Origin of the sequence: Vibrio tubiashii ATCC 19109 (assembly GCF_000772105.1) — a bacterium.
Lineage (GTDB): Bacteria > Pseudomonadota > Gammaproteobacteria > Enterobacterales > Vibrionaceae > Vibrio > Vibrio tubiashii.
Window position 1 is genome coordinate 120,293 of record NZ_CP009355.1, and the last position, 20,452, is coordinate 140,744.

Below are 20,452 nucleotides of genomic sequence, written 5' to 3' on the forward strand. Positions count from 1 at the left end.
TGTTTTCCTTTTATTTATTCTTGAATAACCAACGATTGTTGCGTGAGTAATGGTTCACTGATTGTCGAACTTACCCCTTGTATCATGTCGACAAACGCGGTGAATAAACGTTGTAGCATGGAGTAAGAATATAGGTCCTGAGCACATTCCACGACGACAGAGCCGCGGCCATTGTTGATGAAAACCGTAAATACGGTATCGAATCGGCAGTAACGGTTGTCGAGCTCTAACGACTGCCCTGTTGGTAATGGGGCGCTGTCCTGACCATGAAATGCGAATACGTTCTGGACCAGAGGCGCGTAATTGTAGCATCGACGTATACCGGAAACATATGAAATTGTTTGATTAACAGGTCGATGCGCCAGAAACGCACGATTAGTGTTAATTCGCTCGCGGAGGTCGTTAACGTCGGTGTTGGTCTGTGAAATTGACACGCGAGTCGGGATCACATCGACAAAATAGCCGATAGTGTCGAACAAACCGACATCCACCCTAGGCGAGTACGGGAAGCCGATGACGATATCAGCGCGTTCTGCCACCCGCGCTGCCGCGGTTTGATATAGGGCGAATGCGGTTTCAAATAGGGTGCCCTGCGCTGCATTGGCCAGTTGTGTGAGCTGACATAACACCGCGGGCGTTATATCAAATTGTTGGCGAAAGCCGAGATTACTGGGTAGATCACTGCGGTCGTTAGAGGTGAATTTAAGGATACCTTCGTAGCCTTCAAACTGCTTGGTCCAAAATGCCTTGAGTGATTCGTCGTGTTCGGATGGGGTCGCTGTCGTAACAGCGTCGCTATAATCCAAGAAGTCGTACGGTGATGGGTGAATATCCTGTTGGTGGTAGGCATCAATCAACGCCTTGAACATAAACTGCATGCTCGCGTCATCGGCGATGATGTGGTGGATGTTGATAAAGACAACAGACTGTTGTGTTTCGGCGATGGACATAAGGTCGAAACGGATCAGAGGACCTAGCTGAAGATCAAAGGGGGTTTCAGCCAGGGTTTGGCACAGTGCGATTGCGTCGCCTAACGTCTCAACAGGATGGACAGTGAGCTCCATCTCCTGTGGTTCCTGCACAGTCATATGCAGGTTATCTTGCTGATCGAAGGTAAACACGGCATTTAACACACGGCTATGACGCATCAGGGTGTTTAGCGCCTGTTGTAATGGCAGAGCGTGCAGCGGCTTATCGAACAACCGAGCTTGTGGAATGTTGTACAAGGCTTTGTGAACGGCGAACTCGTGCGAAAAATACAGGTTTAGTTGTGCTGGGGTCACAGGATACATTGTCCTTTGAGAGTGACTCAGTGCAAGCGATGATCCATGCTCCTCTTGTGTCAGCGCTGAGTTCTCACTTAGCCATAACGCCAGTTCAGCCACGGTTTGATGACGCAAAAAGTCGACAAAACCAATGTTATGTCCGGTCAGGGCACTCAATCGATGCAGTACTTTAGGTACCAATAGTGAATGGCCGCCAATATCAAAAAAGCGTGCGGTGACACAGAACTGGTCATCATGAATAAACTCAGTCCAACAACGGTGGATCTGGGCTTCCAGATCATTGCGGGGGAGAATCGACGCTTCATTCGTATCGAATTCATATTGGCTGAGGGCCCGTTGGTCCACCTTACCGTTGACGGTCAGAGGCAGGTGCTCGACAAAAACCAGTCCAGATGGCACTTGAAAGGGTTCAAGCGTGTTGCGCAGGTAGCTCATCACGGTACTGCGCATATCAGCGACATTGACGTCAGTGTCGTTGGGGACCAGATACGCAACAATGTGTTTATCCGGTGTTTCAACCACACCAACGTGGGCATTTTTGACCAGAGGGTGAGCCAACAGAACGTGGTTGATGCCAGACAATTCAACACGATGGCCACGGATTTTGACCAAATGATCGCGTCGACCTATATATTCGATGTCACCTTGCGGGTTGTACCGAGCCAGATCGCCACTCAGATACAAATAGCGACAACCGTCCAGCGAGTAGAACGGATTGAGGCGATACTTTTCCTGATTGAGTTCCGGTCGATTGTGGTAATTGGGCTTGAGCCAGGGGGCCCCAATGGCGATTTCGCCTACCTGACCGCATTGACTGGCATCAAGCTCAGCCCCGATTAGATAGACGTGTGTATCATTGATGGGCTGCCCGATTGGGACGCTGTGATGATGATCGCGTAGTGACAGGATATCAAACCAGGTTGCAAAGGTGGTCGTCTCGGTAGGGCCATAGCCATTGACGAACTGAGTAAGATGGCAATGGGGACTGGCGAGGAACGCTCGTACCGTATTGAGGTTAAGCGCATCCCCCCCAATCAACAGTCCCGTTAGATGTCTCAAGGTTTGCGGACGAGTAGTGGCAATATCGTTGAACAGCGAGACCGTTAGCCAAGCCGTGTTGATGCCTTGAAGCGCCAACTGACGCGATAGTTTAGGGTAGTCGAGCAAGGTTTCTTTATCAACGACCGCACAACTCAGCCCATTGACCAAAGGGACAAATATTTCCAGCAGTGAGGCATCAAACGCCGGAGATGAGGCGACAAGAAAACGCGTCTGTTGCGACAACTGAAGAAAATTCGGCGCTTGGGTGAGTCGCAAGATTGACTCAAGACAGATCTCGACGCCTTTTGGCGTCCCCGTTGAGCCTGAGGTATACAGCAAGCAGGCTTCGTTTTCGCTGGCGCTGGATGGCGCTGAGCTGTAGTTGGTGAAGTGGAGAGGGCTTGCACCTATTGTCGTCAAGAGCACGTCTGACTGCCCTGTTGAACTAAGCCCTATGCTGCCACGTAACCTCGCATCATCAATGATGAATTGAAGCCTTTTCTGAGGGTAACGACGATCAAGCGGAACAAACGAACAGCCGTTTAGCAGTAGAGCGAAGATGGTCACAATATACTCATAGCTAAGCTCAAGCTGAACGCCGACACGCTGCCCGTTGGTGATGCCAGCGTGAGTTAAGGCCAATCTCAACTGCTGTACGTCTTCACTCAACTGACGATAGTGGTAGTGGGTCTCATGGGTCACGACAGCAATTTGTTGGTCAAGGGATGCCCAGACATTCTCCAGCCTTTCCAATACCGGCTCAGGACGATAAGCAGGCCCCTTTTTAGGTGCGTGTTCGCCAAGCGAATGAGGTTGATTCACTTTGAGGTTGACTGATTTGATAAGCCTTTGAGTGAAGAGGGTGCAGATGCTGTCTACATATTCTGGGTAAAGCAGGTGTGGGTTAAACTCAAATTCGATCTCGATGTGCCGATTGACGACAAAGCAATGCGCAAACAGATCGAAACGCGCACTGACGGTCGGCAAAGGGAAAAACTGACTGTCACAGTGAGCGAGTGTTAACCCTCGGTCGTGCCCGGTGTTTTGCAGGGCAATCCCAACTTGTAAGCGATCCAGATTGATTGAGGGCTGTTGCAGGTTCAGATGCTGTTGGATTTCATCAAGATAGGCTCCGGCATGACTCAGACAGTGCTGTAATGTCTGGTGGGCGGAGAGGGCATCGCTGTCACGCTGGTAGCGAAAAGGAATGGTATTGACGAACATACCTATGGTGTCAGCAAAGCCTTCTCGATTGGCGGTGGGAATGGCTAAAACCACCTCTTCCAACGCAGAAAACTGACACAGGGCTTGCCCAAAGTGATGGGTTAACAGACTGAACAGGCTAATTTTTTCTTCTTTAGCCTGAGTGATTAACTTTTCACTCAGCTCGCTTGGGAGTGAGACACGATGTGGCGGAATAGAAGACGACTGCGCGTCCGCCTGTGGCAAAGGTCGGGCGGCTTTGGGCAGCACGTCTGGTAAGCGACAATCAAAAAGGTGCTGGCGCCAAAAAGCCAGATCGGCTTCCAGCGCGGACGGACAGCGCTGGTTAGCCATGGTTAGACAATACGCTTGATAGTCGTGCTGAACGGTGTCACTGAGGGGGTAACCCTTATGCAGACAATCATAATGATCACTGATGGCCTGGAGCAGCAGTTGGACCGACCAACCATCTAAAATCAGATGGTTCGAGAACAGCAGTAAGATGTGCTGGCCGGGGCCAGTGGTCAATAAACGCACACGCAGCATCGGCGCTTGGTGCAGATCGAATGGCGTGGCGACTTCTTGCTCGAACGTGGTCCGCCAGTCTGAGTGACTCAGGGCCTGAAAATCCAGTGCATGCTGAACCGGTTCCAATTGAACTTCACCGTTGCTCTCGACAAACCGACAATTAAAGATGCCGTGCTGACTGACGGTATGCTGGCAGGCTGATTTGAAACGCTGATGATCGATGTCACCGCTCAGGGCATAGCCCAAGGCGATGACATTGTCTAATGGGCGCAACTGTTCAACGTACCAGAGACGGCGCTGAGCGGGGGAAATCGGCCATGTTTTCTCTAGGGCAAATGAAGTTGGCGAAGTCGCGGAGCGGTGGACGTCTAGTCTCTCAATCTGCGCCGAAAGGGCTTGAATACTAGGGTTGTCCAAAACCTGTTTGACGGTCAGTTTGATATTGAACTCTTCGTTCAACGCGTTGAGCAATTGGTAGATCTGTAATGAGTTACCGCCTAGCTCAAAGAAACTGCGTGTGGTCGGGATGTCTGAGTCATGGGTGTCGAGCACACTCTGATACAAGGCGTGCACCTTCTCACCAACGGTACCTGTTGGCGCTGGTGGGGTTGAACGGTAAGAAGCGCATTGACGGATTTGGTCTTCAATAGCCTCAATATCAAGTTTGCCGTTTCGTGTCAGAGGGATCGCGCTCAATAAGACAAGTCGCTCAGGGATCATGTAGGCGGGGAGGACTTCGGCAACGTTTTGGCGTAACTGACGCTCTTGCTCGATGCTGTTGTCTGCGACTTCGATGTAGGCGACTAATCTTTCATTCAGTGTCGTCTTATCACAGCGTACATAGCACTGCTGAACCACCGCCTGCTGATGAAAGGCCTCTTCGACCTGAGTGAGGTTGACGCGCAGACCACGGATTTTGACTTCGTGATCCTTGCGGCTGACGAATTCTAAGTTTCCACACGGTAGTCTGCGCACCAGATCCCCGGTGCGGTAGTGTCGTTCGCCGTTATAAATAAAAAATTTACGTTCTGTTTCATGCGGGCAGGTGTAGCCTCGCGCTAAGCCCAGTCCACGGGTGATCAATTCGCCAACCCGCTCGCCGATGACGGGTTGGTTCTGGTCATCGATGATGTCCACTTCTGTCCCCGTGATAGCGCGGCCGATAGGCACACTGGTGTGACTATCGTTGAGCCCGAAAATATCAAAGGTGGTGGTGAAGGTCGTGTTTTCGGTCGGGCCATAGCCATTGAGGAAGGTGTCTAGCTGACAGTGGTCGCTGCGGAGAAACTTGCGCACCAGCTCAAGATTGAGCGCGTCGCCGCCAATCATTAGCGTCTTTAGTGTCGATAACGCTTGTGGATGGCGCGTGACAAGGGTGTTAAACAGCGCCACTGTCAACCACAGGGTACTGACATTACCGATGTTGATTTGGTGCTCGAACTGTTCAAAATCGAGCACATCTTGTTTCGCTATCACATAGATTTGCGCGCCATTAAGCAAGGGCAGCCAAATCTCAAGTGTCGATGCATCAAAGCCAATCGACGAACAGTGGGCGATGACATCCTGAGTCTGACACGTGATGTGGTCACTATTGCTGACCAGACGAAGTACGCCCGTGTGCTCGATTTCTACCCCTTTCGGTCGCCCCGTTGACCCGGACGTATACATGATATAAGCCAGCGGTGCCGAGACGGGCTCAATTTCGGGTGCGGTTGCCGTGTTGTGGTGGCGTAAATCGTCATAAATATAGACAGGCACAGTGGTTTGGTTGAGTGGGCGATCACTGATGATACAGGTCGCGTGGCTATCCTGAGCGATAAACGTCAGTTGTGACTCAGAGAAACTATCGTCCACTGGCAGATAGGGGCGCCCTGTTTTTAGGATCGCTAGCATGCTTACCACCGCAGCAACGCTGCGGTGCATAGAAACCACCACAGGAGCAGAACCATGAGGGTGATGCTTGAGGATCGCATTGGCGACCTGGTTGGCGGCGGCATCCAACTCGCCATAGCTGAGTTGCTGATGGTGATCTGCGATGGCGATATCGTGGTAATGGCGTTGAACGACGTCAGCGAACTGGTGATGAATAAGATGCCTGTCACGACTGTACATGGTGGTCCCCAAAGAAATTAACGAGTTCTAAGTATTCGATTAAGTGCTGGATAAATTGCTCAGGTTGCGGGAAGTTGAGCCCTTCAGCCTGCAATAACGCGTGCGTGTTATCGACGACGACATTGCCATAATCTGGAGCAATGACATCGTCATCCGAAGTGTCGCTGAGGTAATAGGACAGGATTGGGTACAAGGCGTTATTGTGATCGGCATTGCGGGTCGCTTGTTGCCGCCATTCAGCCAGAGAGACACCCTCTATTTGGTATCCTCGCGTTGCCAGGTGGCTAAACAGGTCATTCATTTGGGCCACGTAAGGGGTGGGCAAGTTGTAGACCTTGTTTTGATTGGTCAGACAGATGGTAACAATCAGTTGTGACATGAAATCGACCGGGGTGATGTTAATTTCATTGTCGATGGCGGGGTAGCAGCCGAGCTGCAGACAGCCTTTCACATACAGCCAGATATGATCGTTGTCGGCATTGAAAGTCCCATGTAATGAATGGCCAACAAGGCTTGAAGGACGGACGACATTGACTGAAAAGCCGCGCGCCATAGCTTGCTCTAGCAAGACTTCCGTTGCCCATTTGGAGCGCGCGTACCCATTAAGGTGCTTAGCGGGTTGGATTGCCCGAGTTGGCAACGACTCGACATAGTGGTTGTGACGGTTGAGCTCTGACACACAGGCTAGGGTCGACACAAAGTGAATGTGTTTCTGGCGACACTGGGCGGCGAGCTCAAGGACGGAGAGCATGCTTAAGGTGTTGCTGGCTTTGAGTGTCGCATAGTCGAGGATGTGGTTGACATGAGCGGCGTTGTGCAACACATCGGTGATTTCCTGACTGAGTTGCTCGTAGCAGGAAGGCTCCAATCCTAACTTTGGTTCCGCGACGTTACCGCACACTACGCGCAGTTTTGTTGTGTCGGTGTCAGGGGCAAAGCGCTCCAACTGAGCGAGCATACGTTGTATCGCGTGAGCGTTATCTTTTGCTCGGACTAACGCCACCACGTGAGCAACATCATGTTGGTGTAACAGTTGGGCGACTAAGTTAATGCCGAGTAGGCCCGTGGCTCCTGTCACCAGAAAGACGCGTTCGTCGGTCTCGGCTGGAGCCGACACTGGCCACAGATCGGCGCGAAGACCTAAGTCATCGTATTGCTCGGATTCGGACTCGTGGTGACGCCCACAGATCAAGTCCGCCAGATGATCTATGGTCGGAGCGTCAATGAACTCACTGAGAGAAACATTAAAGTCGAGGGTTTGTTTAACGCGTTTTGCCAACTGGGTGAAGACCAATGAATCCCCGCCGCACTCGAAGAAATGGCTAGAGCCTGTCACATCAGTGCTGTCTAAGAGCTCCTCAAACAGAGAGGTCAGAGTGTTTACCACGGCGCCGCGATCTCGGCTGACGGAGGACGAAGCGGCCAACAGGTCAATGGTGTGACTTAAGGTCGGCTCATTCATAAAGGCATGAAGCGGCAGCGTCATTGAGAGTTGAGAGCGGATTTCGGCGACAAGCGTAGAGAAGACAATCGACTCTCCGCCCATATCAAAGAAATTGCGATTGGGGTCAATGTGGTCGACACCAAGCAGGTGGCAAAAAATCTCGGTGACCTTGCGCTCGATCGTTTCCCTCGATAGTGCTTTAGTTGTGTCGTCGCGGTTAGCCACTGCATGAGTTACCCATTCTGAGAGGCGAGGATAAATATCATGGGTTGAGGCGACGCAATGTGATAGAGAAAGATGATCGAACACCCAGGAGAACGCGTTATCACAGTCCTGATGATTGATGGCTAATGCTTTGATGTCCGGCGATAGTGTTGGGTCATTCTGAAGATCCCAACCATCCCAGGAGATACTCATCCAACGCGTTGATTGGTGCGAGCGAGTGAATACAAAGTCGTTCATAAACTGGTTGGCGTAGGCATAAACACCAAGATTAAAGCCGCCTAATTGGGTGGAAATTGAGGACATTAACAGGCAAAAGTCTGGCTGATGCTTATCACACAGCGACGCCAGAGCCAGAGTTCCGTCGACTTTGGCCTGATAGTGTTGAGCGATCATTGGCGTGGGGCTGGAGAACACAGGTTTGAGGCCCTCCAGTGCGGTGTAGGCAGCACAGTGAATAACACCACGCAGCGGTCCAAGCTGATCATTGAACTCGTCCACTTTGCTCATAAGAGCGGGCCCGTCTGCGACGTCAACACTGGCATAATGGACGCGAGATGAGTCGAGCAGCGCTGAGAGTGCCTGACGGTTCTCTAGTTGGCTCGTCAGTGCTTGAGGCAGATCAGAGAGTAAGGTGACGACCTGCGAGCCAGGCTTACGTCCGGTGAGTACGACCTCTAGCTGAGTGTGTTCGATAAGGTACTGGGCCCAGCTTAAGCCTATTTTGCCCAACCCTCCGGTGATCATCACATAGCCGTTGTGTTGCCAGACGTACGGTTCGGAACTGGCCTGAACGGGAACCAACGTCTTGTGCCAGACATACTGTTCGTCGACATAAACCGATGATGCATGTTGTGTGAAAGCGTCTAGATCGGTGGTGAGGATCCGCTCGTCGTCGGGTTGATGACCGATGAGACGCACGGTGAGGTGTGGCGCTTCTTGCGCAATGACCGTCGTTAAACTGCTGAGTGCGCGTTGGTAACACTCGGACAACTCGTGACTCATCGTTGGATGGGTTACTTGCACGAGGATATAGCAAGTCTTACTGTCATCGGCCGTCAAGCGTTCCAGTTGCTCAAGAAAGGCAGATAACTGCGACGGAGTGATGCTCTCTCTGGGGTGAAAGCCACGATAGATCAGCTGGCCTTCACGTTGGTACCAACCTGAGTAGTGTGCGACAGGAGACATGGAGTCTGCAGAGTGCGTTGGCCTAGGATGGCATAGCCAACTGTCTTGATAAAACCATTGGTCCACTGCGCGTTTAAGTCCAGTGCCTGACGACACGGGGGCTGGGGGCTGATAAAACTCAGTCTGGTTAAAGCCAGGCCCTGGCAGGTTGCACTTCTGCCATGTCAAAGGTGGGAGGGAAGCCCAGGCTATATTCCCGCCAAGAGACCAGAATTGGCCAAGGAAATCGGTTAAAGCAGGGGCGTCGAGTTGGTCGGGCACCTGGAGCAGCACAGTCGACAGTTCCGCTTTGTACGCGATGAACATATTGTTCATCGAAGTGCTGACGCCAATATCGGTCAATACACAGCGCGATGTATTTAACGCGCGTAAGATGCCGGTCATCTGGACGGGCTGAAGCAGTTGCTCAATCCAGTATTCTGGGTTGGCGACGCGGCGAAAGGCGACTTTTTTCCCCTTTAAGTTCGAGTAGAGGTGACCTTTCACTGAATGATAGGTGATCGAAGTCAGTACTTCCCGCAACGGAGCCACGGCGCGGGAAAGCATCGGGTTGTGAAAGGCTTTATTGGTCTGGAGGATTTTGCAGCGAATCGCGTCTTTGTGCAGCGTGGCTGCTAATTGATGGACGGCTTGGGTTTCACCGGCTATGACCGTCATGTGTTCGCCATTGCACGCAGCAATGGTCAGCGTGCCTGATAAATACTGACGGGCACGGGCTTCACCGGCAAAGATCGCGATCATTGCTCCCTCGTCACACGCTTGGATATGAGACGCGCGGCAGGCAATTAAACGCACCGCGTCCTCCAGTGACCAAAGTCCTGCAATCGCAGCAGCTATCCACTCGCCAAGGCTGTGGCCAATGTAAGACTGGAACGAAACCCCTTGTTGTTTCAGAGTCTGAGCCAGAGCGTATTGGATGGAAAACAGGATCGGTTGAGCGTATAGGGTCATCCGAGACTGCAGATCGGGATCATAGTCAGGATCCAATGCGACGCGTTTGAGATCCGCTGGCATACCCGGCTCGCGCTCAAATAACGCGATGCACTGATCAAAGAGTTCGCGAAAGCGCGTGCAGTGTTCGTACCTATTCAGTGCCGCTCCTTGAATAGCGCTGCCCTGACCTTCCACCACCAGAACCGACTCAGGGTGGGAGATTGCGTGTACGATCTCCCGCCGTGGCGTTCTCAATGACTGGATCAGTTGTGCCACGGAATCGGCGACATGATAGCGACGGTATGGTTCGTCGAGACGACACTGTCTTTGGGTGCCTGTAATATCGGCGAGCGCCGCCTCAGGATGGCGTTCGAGCCAGTCGGCCAGCTGCTGTTCCTGGGTGGTCAGTGTATTGTTGTGACGGCTGCTCATTGGCACGATATAGCGCTCAGACTGAAGTGGGGACTGGGGTTGGCGTGTGTCTGGTGAGGCTGACAGGATCAGGTGACAGTTGGTGCCCCCCATGCCAAATGAACTGACGGCTGCGCTTTGTTGGTGAACTGGGTACGGCGCGTTAGCTGTCGGGACATAGAAGGGTTTCTCGTCCATGTGGAGTTCTGGGTTGTAGGCTTCGAGGTATGGCGAACCGAGCATCAGATTGTGTTTCAGGGACAGAGCCACTTTGATTAATCCTGCAACACCTGCGGCGGTGTCGGTATGGCCAATATTCCATTTGACACTACCTAATGCGTACTGCGTATCTGGTGTGGCTGACGGATAACGACTGGCCAAGGCTTCGAGTTCAATCGGGTCACCGAGAGTCGTTGCCGTTCCATGACATTCGATAAACGCGATGTCAGAGGGGGTTAACCCACTGGATGACAGGGCGCGTTCAATCACTTCGACCTGACCGTCGATACTTGGCGCGGTGTAACCCACCTTGCGCGTACCGTCGTTATTGGTGGCTCCTCCTTTGATCAGTGCGTAAATGGGGTCATTATCGCGTAGGGCATCAGACAAGCGCTTTAAGACCACCACGCCGACACCGCTGGCAGGCACGGTTCCGTCACTGTCAGCGGAGAAAGGCAGACAGCGACCTTGCTTCGACAGCACGCTGCCTTCCATGTACTCATACCCTTGCCCATGCGGAGTATTGATGCTGGCTCCGCCCGCTAAAGCGAGATCACTTTCTCCGGCTATAAGGCTTTGACAAGCCTGATGGACCGCCACTAACGATGATGAGCACGCCGTAGAAATGGTATAGGCGGGGCCCTGTAGATTGAGTTGGTAGGCGATTTGGGTTGCGACACAATGATGGCTGTTGCCTAAGGCCAGTGAGTATTGCAAGTGATTGTCTTTCTGATAGGGAGAGTTGGCCAGGCAATGGGTGTAATACTGATTGGCGCCCACACTGAGGAAAGACCCAATACGATTGTTGGCCTGGTGTTCAACCACATTGGCATCGGCCAGTGCCAGAACGCTGTGTTCTAGCAGTTTGCGATGTTGCGGATCCATTAATTTGGCATCGCGAGGCGACATATTGAAGTAAGCCGCGTCAAAATGGTAAGGGCGATCCAGTATCCCTTCTGCTGCGACTCGGTCTGCGTTGACCGCGCCGCTCGGCAGATCGGTGGCGATGTGATGATTCACCAGCAATTGCCAGTAATGATCTTTGTCCTCAGCCCCAGGAAAAGCGCAAGAAATGCCGACAATTGCGACATCGGTGACGTTGTTAGTATTTGAAATCATAATTATAAAAGTTGTCGTAGTAGATGGGCGCTGCAGGCCTTTGACCTACAGCGCATGTAATTACTGTTCAATCAGGCTATCGATCAATTCGGCTTGTTCAGAGACGGTCGTGTGGGCGAAGAGGTCACTCACCTTCACTTTGAGGCTGAATTGCTTATTCAGCTCGCGCTGCAGCTTCAGCAGCAGCACCGAATTTCCGCCACATTCAAAGTACCTGTCGTCCAAATCTATCGCAGGGTTACCGAGTAGCTTGCGCCAGATGGTAAGGATAAGATCAGCGCTGTCCTCACTGGATTGTGTGTAACACTGACGTTCATTGAGATGATGATGCAGTGCCGGGACGTCAATCTTGCCATGCGGAGTGAGAGGAAACTGCGCCACTTTCACGATGTGAGTTGGGCACATGTACGCAGGAAGGATAGCGTTTAAACGGTGTCGTATCGCGAGTTCATCGAGCTGGGTTTGGCAATAAAACGTCGCTAACTCACCGTTCAATTGTGTGGTGACAGACTGCACTTGATTGTCACAAGATTGGATAGCGCGATCAATTTCGTTGAGATTAACGCGGTAGCCATTGTGCTTGACCGTATTGCCAATCCGGTGAGAGTAGACCAATTGTGCGTCAGCGTTCCACATCGCCATATCCGCGGTTTTGAAATAGCGAGTCCCGTCAATCACCTTAAAGCTTTGCTGAGTAAGGGGGTCATCGTGTAGATAGCCTTCCGAGACGCAGGGGCCGCCAATGTAGATTTCCCCGATCTGATTTGGGGTTGTGATTGCCTGGCCATGCTGGTCGACGAGCAAAAGGGTACTGTTTGATAGTGGATTGCCTAATGGGAGAGTAGCTTCCCATTGCTGGCAATGATAAGACACGTTCCACACTGAGGTTTCAGATGGCCCATAGCAGTGTACCAACTCAAAGTCATAGTCAGGAAAGTCATGTTTGATCGCATTCGACTTCAATTCCTCACCACCAAAGTAAAGTCGACGGATCGTCGGTTGGTGGATGAAGTGATTCAAGACCCCGAGATTGACAAGTGCCGTTGTGACAAAGGCCATTGTGATTTGATGCCGTTCAATCGCTTGTTTGAGTGCCGGGGCATTGAGCAGCGTTTTTTCTGGCAACAAGCACAGGGTGCCTCCATTGAGCAACATGACCCAGAGTTCAAACTGAAAGGCATCGAAGGCGATCGATGATAACTGTGGCATACAGTCAGTCGCAACGATATCACTGTGGGTATCGATAAAGCTCAAGATATTGGTGTGGCTGAGTTTGACGCCTTTGGGCTCACCTGTCGAACCGGAAGTGAAAATCACGTTCATGATCGGGCTAGGGTCAATGTGCGCTGGCACTGTGTGAAGAGGCTCAAGGAGCAGTAATGAATAGTCGAGAGTCAAGTCGACTGCCAGATCGAGGGGTTGGCGGGTAATGACAGCGCGAGATTGTGATTTATCAAGAATATATTGCTTACGCTGTTGAGGATAGGCAGTGTCTAAGCAGACATAGGTGCCGCCTGCCTTCAGTACACCCAATATCGAGACAACCAATTCAATGGAAGATGGAAAGTGGAGCACAACAAGCTGGCCGGAGAGCCCTTGACTTACCAACGACTGAGCAACCAAGGTGGCACGATGATTCAGTTGTTGGTAGGTCAATTGTTCCTGTTCACTGTTCAGCGCTACCTTATTGGGCTGAGCGGCGACGATTTGGTTAAATCTGTTGATCACTGATGACATGTTAGATCCTAGCTACTGGTTTTATTCATCATCAATTCCTTAAGTTATCTGAGCTGACGACGTTGATTGAAGTTAATTATCGGTAATTAATGTATCCGGTACGTGCTCTATAGTGTTGGGAGGCGAATCTTAGGACTCGCTGTTTACTATTTTTATATTATTGAAATTATTAATAATTATTGAGGTTGTTCTCCTCCCGAACAGTGCTCGCGCATCATCCATGCCCATAACAAAACCGTCAACGTTGCATATCAACTGGTTTGATATGGATCTCATTTTGGACGAGGGGTTAACTATTTGTCTCATCCATGAAAAAACATGGCTTGATGGCCATCGTATTGAGCAGTATGGTCGGGCTTTTATGTTCGAATTGGTGAGCTATGTATCGTGATTTTCTGAACTGTTTGGATTCTGTACCCGCGCCGAAAGCGGGAATCTCGCACATTGAACGCTATATCGCTCAGAGTGGGCGGGCGGTGTTGTCTCAATGTCATTTTGCTCTCCCTGAATGCGACCCTGAATTAGCGGCGACGCTCAATATTACTATCCCCCTATCCGTACAACGAAGCGTAGCAAAGCGCCAGGCAGAGTTTATTGCTGGAAGGTATATGGCCAGTTTAAGTATGTCGGTCTTGTCAGTGGTTGAGCAGAAGGTCTTGATTGGTTCTCATCGAGAGCCACTGTGGCCACAAGACATGACTGGGGCCATATCCCATACCGGCGCTCGTGCTGTGGCGCTGGTTGCAGAGCAGGCGGTTCACCCTTTTGTCGGTATCGATGTCGAACATTGGCTAGATGCGGTTACGGCAGCTGAGATAGAGTCGCAAATCTGTCAGGGGCGTGAATTGATGCTTTTGATCGAGCAAGGGTTGAAGCGTGAGGAAGCAACCTCGCTGATTTTTTCGGCCAAAGAGAGCTTGTTCAAAGCGACGTTTCCTTTAATAGGTCGGTATTTTGGGTTTGAAAGCGCCTGTGTCGTCGAGTTTGATAGGACCGACCAAACACTCGTTCTGGCGCTTGAGCCGTCTCTTGCACGGCACTGCTTAGGACAAAACTTATTTCGATGCGAGTGTTTTTTACAGGCGTCAACGGTGACAACTGTTATCTTAAGTTCTTCTCGTAGATAGTAGCTTTAGCGTTAACACATTATTTTCAATATCTATATATTGCCTGGGGTTTATCATCGATATCATATGTGCAGCCTAGCACGCTGACTGCTGCGCTGTTGGCAGTACACACCGAATGCAGAAGAAATTAAGCTTGTGCTAGAACAAGCTTAATTTCTAGCTGACGGTTGCTATAAGTACTTACAAATGCAAAGTTTAACCTTACTGTTTGAATACCTATGCATAACTTGTCCAATGTAAAACCAGATTGTGGCATCTTTTGATTAATAAAAGTTATCACAAAGGAATAAACTAGGTCTCTCATCTAACCAATAAATGTCCAAAACCTTGTTAGTGTTGGTGGTGATAAGACAAAGGGTGAAGCTCTGCTAATGAGGGAGTGACGAGGTGTTTGCCCTAGAATGCTGAAACCCCCATATATTGATATTGCCTTTTGATGTTCTAGACTGTTGAAATTTTACGACAAAATCATGAAGAGGCAATATCATGTCTGTTCTACCTCTACAGTGATCTGGTGCTGCTAGGTTGAAACAAAGAGATGCACGAGAAAGTGGCGGAAGCGGTGTACCGAGAATCCATTAAGTAGAGGAATGAATATCCTTAAAATTAAAAAATGATGACCTTCCATGCAAAAAAACAATCAGTAAAAGGCCATCATGAATTAAAGGAGATGGCTTACAAGTTTTTGTTAAGGAATGTAATCATACGTTCCAATAGGGGCTGTCTTGAAACATCACTCCCAAGCGTTATCGCTCCTGCCGGGTAAAAATGCCCGAATCCTGGAACCCAATGGCTCTCGATTTCAATACCTAGCTTCTCAAATGCAGGAATGTTGTGTTGCGCCATTTGGATCAGCGGGTCTAGATCATATTGACCCATGCTCAGCATAGCTGGAGGTAAGTTTTCATTATTCATGCTCGCTTTATCGACATCGAATCCAAGCCCCATAGAAGAGTTTGCAATAACCGCTTTTACTGGCGCATTCATACCATATGCAACATTAAAGCTTGTCATAGCGCCGGCAGAGAATCCGCCAATAGCGATTCGATTTGGGTCAATATTGTAGTCATCAGCATTGTCTTGTAGGTGTGCGATTGCCTTATAAAGGTCTTCAGCAGCAGAAATAATCGTATTTCTTAACACTGGAGAATCGTAAGCTAATGGCTCTAATCCATTCAATTCTCGTATCATATTATGTCGTTGATGTAGGTCCTTTAACTGAAATTGCTCTTCAATCAGGATATCGTCAGAGTAACCGATATTTGAAGGAACTGGCTCTTCACCAGATAATCGATAGTCGATCGCAACGCAGGTATAACCCACTTCGGCAAAATGCCTGCAATAGTCTCGCATTGTTGTCGTTTGTGCTCCGGCGATAGAGTAAACATCATTTCGCCCTCCGCGAATAAAGTTACCACCAAATGTCATTACTACCACTGGGTTCTCTTCAGCTAGAGGCGTTTTAGGCTGTACAACATCCATGAGTAGGTCTCTTTCGGTTATTTGACCATCTATTGTGACCTTTCCTTTTGCGTAAGGCACGTCCAGTTGTGCAGTGAAATGCTCTCCCTTCAAGTCTGCTGCTGCGACAGTAGAAAACAATACTGTGGTGAGTAGTGTATTGATTGAAATTTTATTCATGGATTAACCCTCGTTTTGGTTTAGGGCTATATTGCGATGAATAATTAAATCGAACAATATGATGGCCATGATAACAGCTATCGAATATTTCGATTTAAATGTGTATGCTAGTTTCATGAGAAATAAATGTCGTGGATTGTGTGTGGTATGCCGATTCCTTTTGAAAAGTTAGCGAAGTTAGATTTGAAGATGTTACGCACATTACTCATTCTGATTAAAACTAAAAATGTATCTCACACAGCAGAGCAACTCGATCTTCAACAGAGCACGGTTAGTTACCAGCTGGGGAAGTTGAGAGAATTTTTGGATGATCCTTTGTTGATTCGTTCAGGGCGTGGACTCGAACCAACAACGTTTGCTAGACAAATAGAACCAACATTAACGGCTCAACTTGATGCTATGGAAAACTTGTTGTTTGGACGAGTATTTGATGAAAAGAGTGCTGTCGGCACAATCAAGATGGCCTGTCATCGCAATGGCTCTCAAGACTTTATGAGTAAACTTTTGCACGCTGTGAGCATGAGGTTACCAAATATCCACCTTGAGATAATTGATTGGAATGATTCAGTAGTCAGCGACTTAAAAGAGTCGAAATTAGATTTTGCTATTGGCTTTGTTCCTGAAAATTGTTCACAAATTCAATCCGTTCCTTTAGTTGAAGTCACTTACCAAATTGTCATGTGTGCCAATCACTCTAAAGCGGCGATAGGGTTGCAAGAGGGAGAGATCTTTAACTATCCCCATGTTGTATTGAATACAAACGATAATGTTGAACGGTGGATAGAGTATTTAAGAGGAAAACAGGGCAAGCAACGTCAGGTGGTGTTTTCTGCTTCATCAATGGAGTTTGCTACTATGGCCCTATCTGAGACAGATCGTATTCTGTTTTCTGCTAATACCAATGATGATTTCTTCAGTCAGTACGCCGTAGTTTCGAAGCCCGTTTCCTATATACCACGTCAAACATTTTGCCTACTATTCCATGAAAGAGTAAACACCGATCCGTTAAGATCGGTGTTTAAGCAGATTGTTGAAGACGCTGGAAATCAGGTATTTTCCTAGTCCTTGTCAATCAACGGGCCTATGGAAGCCGTGTTTAAATCCCACTCTACTTGTCTGGCGAAGTGGCAGGGGTTTTAAATTTTTCCCGTAGGCGCTGGAATACAGCGTAGAAGCCCGGTGTCATTATTGAGCCCATACATAGCACCATAACCATGCCCCCTAATAGTGCGAGTCCGGTGGTATTTTGTGAAACCGCACCAGCACCTTGCGCAAAAACTAATGGCAAGATTCCGAGGATGAACGACCATGAGGTCATATTCACCGCTCTAAAGCGCATTTTTCCACCCTGTATTGCTGCATCTTCAATACTGAGCCCTTCCACTTCGCGTTTAATCTTTGAGAACTCAACCATTAAAATTGCGTTTTTTGCCGCCAAAGAGATTAATAGGATTAATCCTATTTGCCCATAGATAGAGAAGGCTTGCCCACCGATAAGCAATGCAGCAAAACTTCCGAGTGCTGCCGTTGGCGCAACGATTATGATGGCTGCTGGTAGTGCCCAAGACTCATATTGTGCAACAAGAAATAGATAAATGAATACCAGCGCTAGCAGTAATGCAATTTGCGCTGTATTACCCGATAGTTTTTCCTGATACGCCATACTTGTCCATTCGTAGTCGTAACCGAGTTCGAGTACTTCGTTTGCCACGCGTTCCATTGCCGCTATCGCTTCGCCTGAAGAGAAACCTTCTGCCGGGCTCAATTGTATGCGAGCGGCAATAAGCATGTTGTAGCTTGTGACCAAATCAGGCTCTAGCCATGGCTCAATCGTTGCTACCGCAGATAGCGGCACCTGTTGTCCATTAGCAGACGGTACGTGAATGCGCAAAACATCCTCTACATCATTTCTCTGTAACCCTTCAGCTTGAACAAATACACGATAGCTTCGTCCATTCAATGCAAAATCATTAACATAGGCTGAAGCGAGATGCGTTGCTAATGCGTCATTGATTCCTGAGATAGATGCGCCTAACTCACGTGCTTTTTGACGATCAATGTCAACATTATAGTGAGGCACATTAGCTCGATAAGTTGTCATCGCATTGCTTATTTCTGGTGCTTGGTTCGCAGCTGCGACTAATGCGTAGGTCATTTGTGCAAGTTCTTGTGCGCTACGACCTGCAGTGTCTTGCAGCATGAATTCCATCGCATCACCAACGCCTAACCCTGGGATGGGTGGTAATCCCATTGCGATACTTATTGCTCCATCGAGTTGATAAAGCTGTTGGTTTAGTCGCTGAACAACAGCAGCTTGCGAATGGTCACCATCTAACTGTAATCGGTCATCCCAATGTTTTAAGTTGATGAACATCGTTGCAGCGTTCGATGCAACACCGCCGGTCAAGGCATTGAAGCCAATAGCCGCCGCATAATCATCAATGGCAGGGTCGTTATTGAGGATCTCTTGTGCTTGAGACAATAAATTATGTGTACGCTCTTTAGATGCATTGTCTGGTAAGAATATGGCAAGTGCGAGCACACCTTTGTCTTCTGCGGGTACAAAAGCCGTTGGTAATTTATCATTCATCGCAACAATGGCTGCTATGCCTAACCCAAATGTCACACTCAAAACTAGTGTTTTTCTTACCAATACAGTGACAATTTTTCCATAGCCAACCGTAACTTTTTCAAAGAGTCGATTAAATGCAATAAACCATTTAGCATGCTGTGTATTCCGTTTCATTACCATCGCACATATCGCCGGTGATAAAGTTAAAGCGTTTACCGCAGAAAGCACGAGAGCGATACATATCGTGATCGAGAATTGAGCAAACATGAGCCCTGTGATGCCTGGCAGCAGTGCGACAGGAATAAATACCGCTAACATAACCAGTGTGGACGCAATGATGGGGCCAGTAACTTCTTTCATGGCTTGAATTGTTGCATCACTAGCGGAGAAATGGGCGTTTTCTTCTAGTAAACGCTCAACATTTTCAACCACTAATATTGCATTATCGACCACAATACCTATCGCTAATACTAACCCGAACAGAGTAACAGTATTAATACTGAAACCACCGATCTGCATGAATGCAAAAGTTCCGATTAGAGATACAGGAATCGCTACAACTGGCGCAAGCGTGGCTCGAATATTTCCTAAAAATAGATAGGTTACTGCGACAACTAAGCCAACAGCCACAAATAGGGTTTCAACAATACTCTTAATCGATGCGTCAACCGCCAATGTTGTGTCATACGGAATCGCTACTTTCATTCCGTGTGGCATTAATGGTTCAATTTCATCTAGCACTGCTTTAAGATCAGCACCTGTTTCCAGCGCATTGGCATCTGGATTGGCTTGTGTTGTAACTAAGGCAGCTTCAGATCCAAGATAGGTGGCGTAAGCATCATAAAATTGGCTGCCTATCTCTATTCGGGCGACATCACCAAGAAAGACGTGGTTGCCGTCAGGGAGAGTTCGAATCATGATATCGGAGAATTCTTCAGTACTCGATAAACGGCCTTGTGTGATCAAGTTAAATTGAAGCGCGGTATTTTCTCGACTTGGACCTTGGCCAATACGACCAGCAGGAATAACTGTATTTTGCTCCGTAATTGCAGACTTAACTTCTGCAGTTGTAACCCCAAGTGATGTCATTTTGTCAATATCAAGCCAAATCCGCATACCATAAGTAGCGCCAATCAGGTTAGTGGTGGCCAGTCCTGGGATACGTGCGATTCGCTCCATAAAGTTTGCTTCAACCCAGCTATTCAACTCTAGCTCCGACATGCTTTGATCTTCGGAATAGAAAGCAATAGCGATGAGATCGTCAGGGGTTGCTTTACGGATATTGATGCCTCTGGCTCGAACGTCAAACGGTAGCATGTTTTCCGCAGCGGCTACACGATTCGACACGTTAACCATTGCCATATCCGAATCAGTGGCATTATCAAATGTGATGTTTAAAAAGTAACGACCGTCATTAGTTGATCTAGACTGCATGTAGACCATACCATCTACGCCATTGATCTCTTGTTCAATAGGCGTTCCAATGACTTCTTTTACTGTTTGTGCACTAGCGCCTGGCATAGTTGCGACAACTCGAACTTGTGGTGGAGTGACACTTGGGTACTCTGCGATTGGCATTGTCTTGATTGCAATTAAACCAATCAGTGTTAGAAAGATTGAAATAACAAAAGCAAATTTGGGTCTAAGTATAAAAAATTTACTGAGCATA

At 48.9% G+C, this 20,452-nt stretch carries 7 protein-coding genes; 2 read left to right on the forward strand and 5 right to left on the reverse strand.

What is annotated here, in order from left to right:
• Positions 1-14: 14 nt before the first annotated feature.
• The 3 genes from IX91_RS15745 to IX91_RS15755 are packed head-to-tail and all read right to left on the reverse strand — an operon-like array spanning position 15 to position 13,443.
• Positions 15-6,170 (reverse strand): non-ribosomal peptide synthetase, encoded by a 6,156-nt coding sequence (locus IX91_RS15745; protein WP_004746582.1) that lies wholly within the window; start codon positions 6,168-6,170, stop codon positions 15-17.
• Positions 6,157-11,706 (reverse strand): type I polyketide synthase, encoded by a 5,550-nt coding sequence (locus IX91_RS15750; RefSeq protein ID WP_004746584.1) that lies wholly within the window; start codon positions 11,704-11,706, stop codon positions 6,157-6,159. The genes IX91_RS15745 and IX91_RS15750 overlap by 14 nt, the downstream gene beginning before the upstream one ends.
• A 60-nt stretch (positions 11,707-11,766) precedes the next feature.
• Positions 11,767-13,443, reverse strand: a complete 1,677-nt coding sequence (locus IX91_RS15755) for a non-ribosomal peptide synthetase (protein WP_004746586.1) — start codon at positions 13,441-13,443, stop codon at positions 11,767-11,769.
• 380 nt (positions 13,444-13,823) lie between these two features.
• Here IX91_RS15755 and IX91_RS15760 point away from each other — a divergent pair, with 380 nt between their 5' ends.
• Positions 13,824-14,570: a 4'-phosphopantetheinyl transferase family protein gene (locus IX91_RS15760; protein WP_158217698.1), complete on the forward strand. Its 747-nt coding sequence runs from the start codon at positions 13,824-13,826 to the stop codon at positions 14,568-14,570.
• 675 nt (positions 14,571-15,245) lie between these two features.
• On the opposite strand, the gene IX91_RS15765 is transcribed toward IX91_RS15760, so the two are convergent.
• Entirely contained in the window at positions 15,246-16,211 is a 966-nt protein-coding gene (locus IX91_RS15765) for an alpha/beta hydrolase (protein ID WP_004746590.1), read from the reverse strand.
• Positions 16,212-16,358: 147 nt separating this feature from the next.
• Here IX91_RS15765 and IX91_RS15770 point away from each other — a divergent pair, with 147 nt between their 5' ends.
• Complete coding sequence (locus IX91_RS15770) at positions 16,359-17,273, forward strand: LysR family transcriptional regulator (protein WP_004746591.1); 915 nt, start codon at positions 16,359-16,361, stop codon at positions 17,271-17,273.
• A 46-nt stretch (positions 17,274-17,319) separates the two neighbouring features.
• On the opposite strand, the gene IX91_RS15775 is transcribed toward IX91_RS15770, so the two are convergent.
• Positions 17,320-20,451 (reverse strand): efflux RND transporter permease subunit, encoded by a 3,132-nt coding sequence (locus IX91_RS15775; protein WP_004746592.1) that lies wholly within the window; start codon positions 20,449-20,451, stop codon positions 17,320-17,322.
• Position 20,452 lies beyond the last annotated feature (1 nt).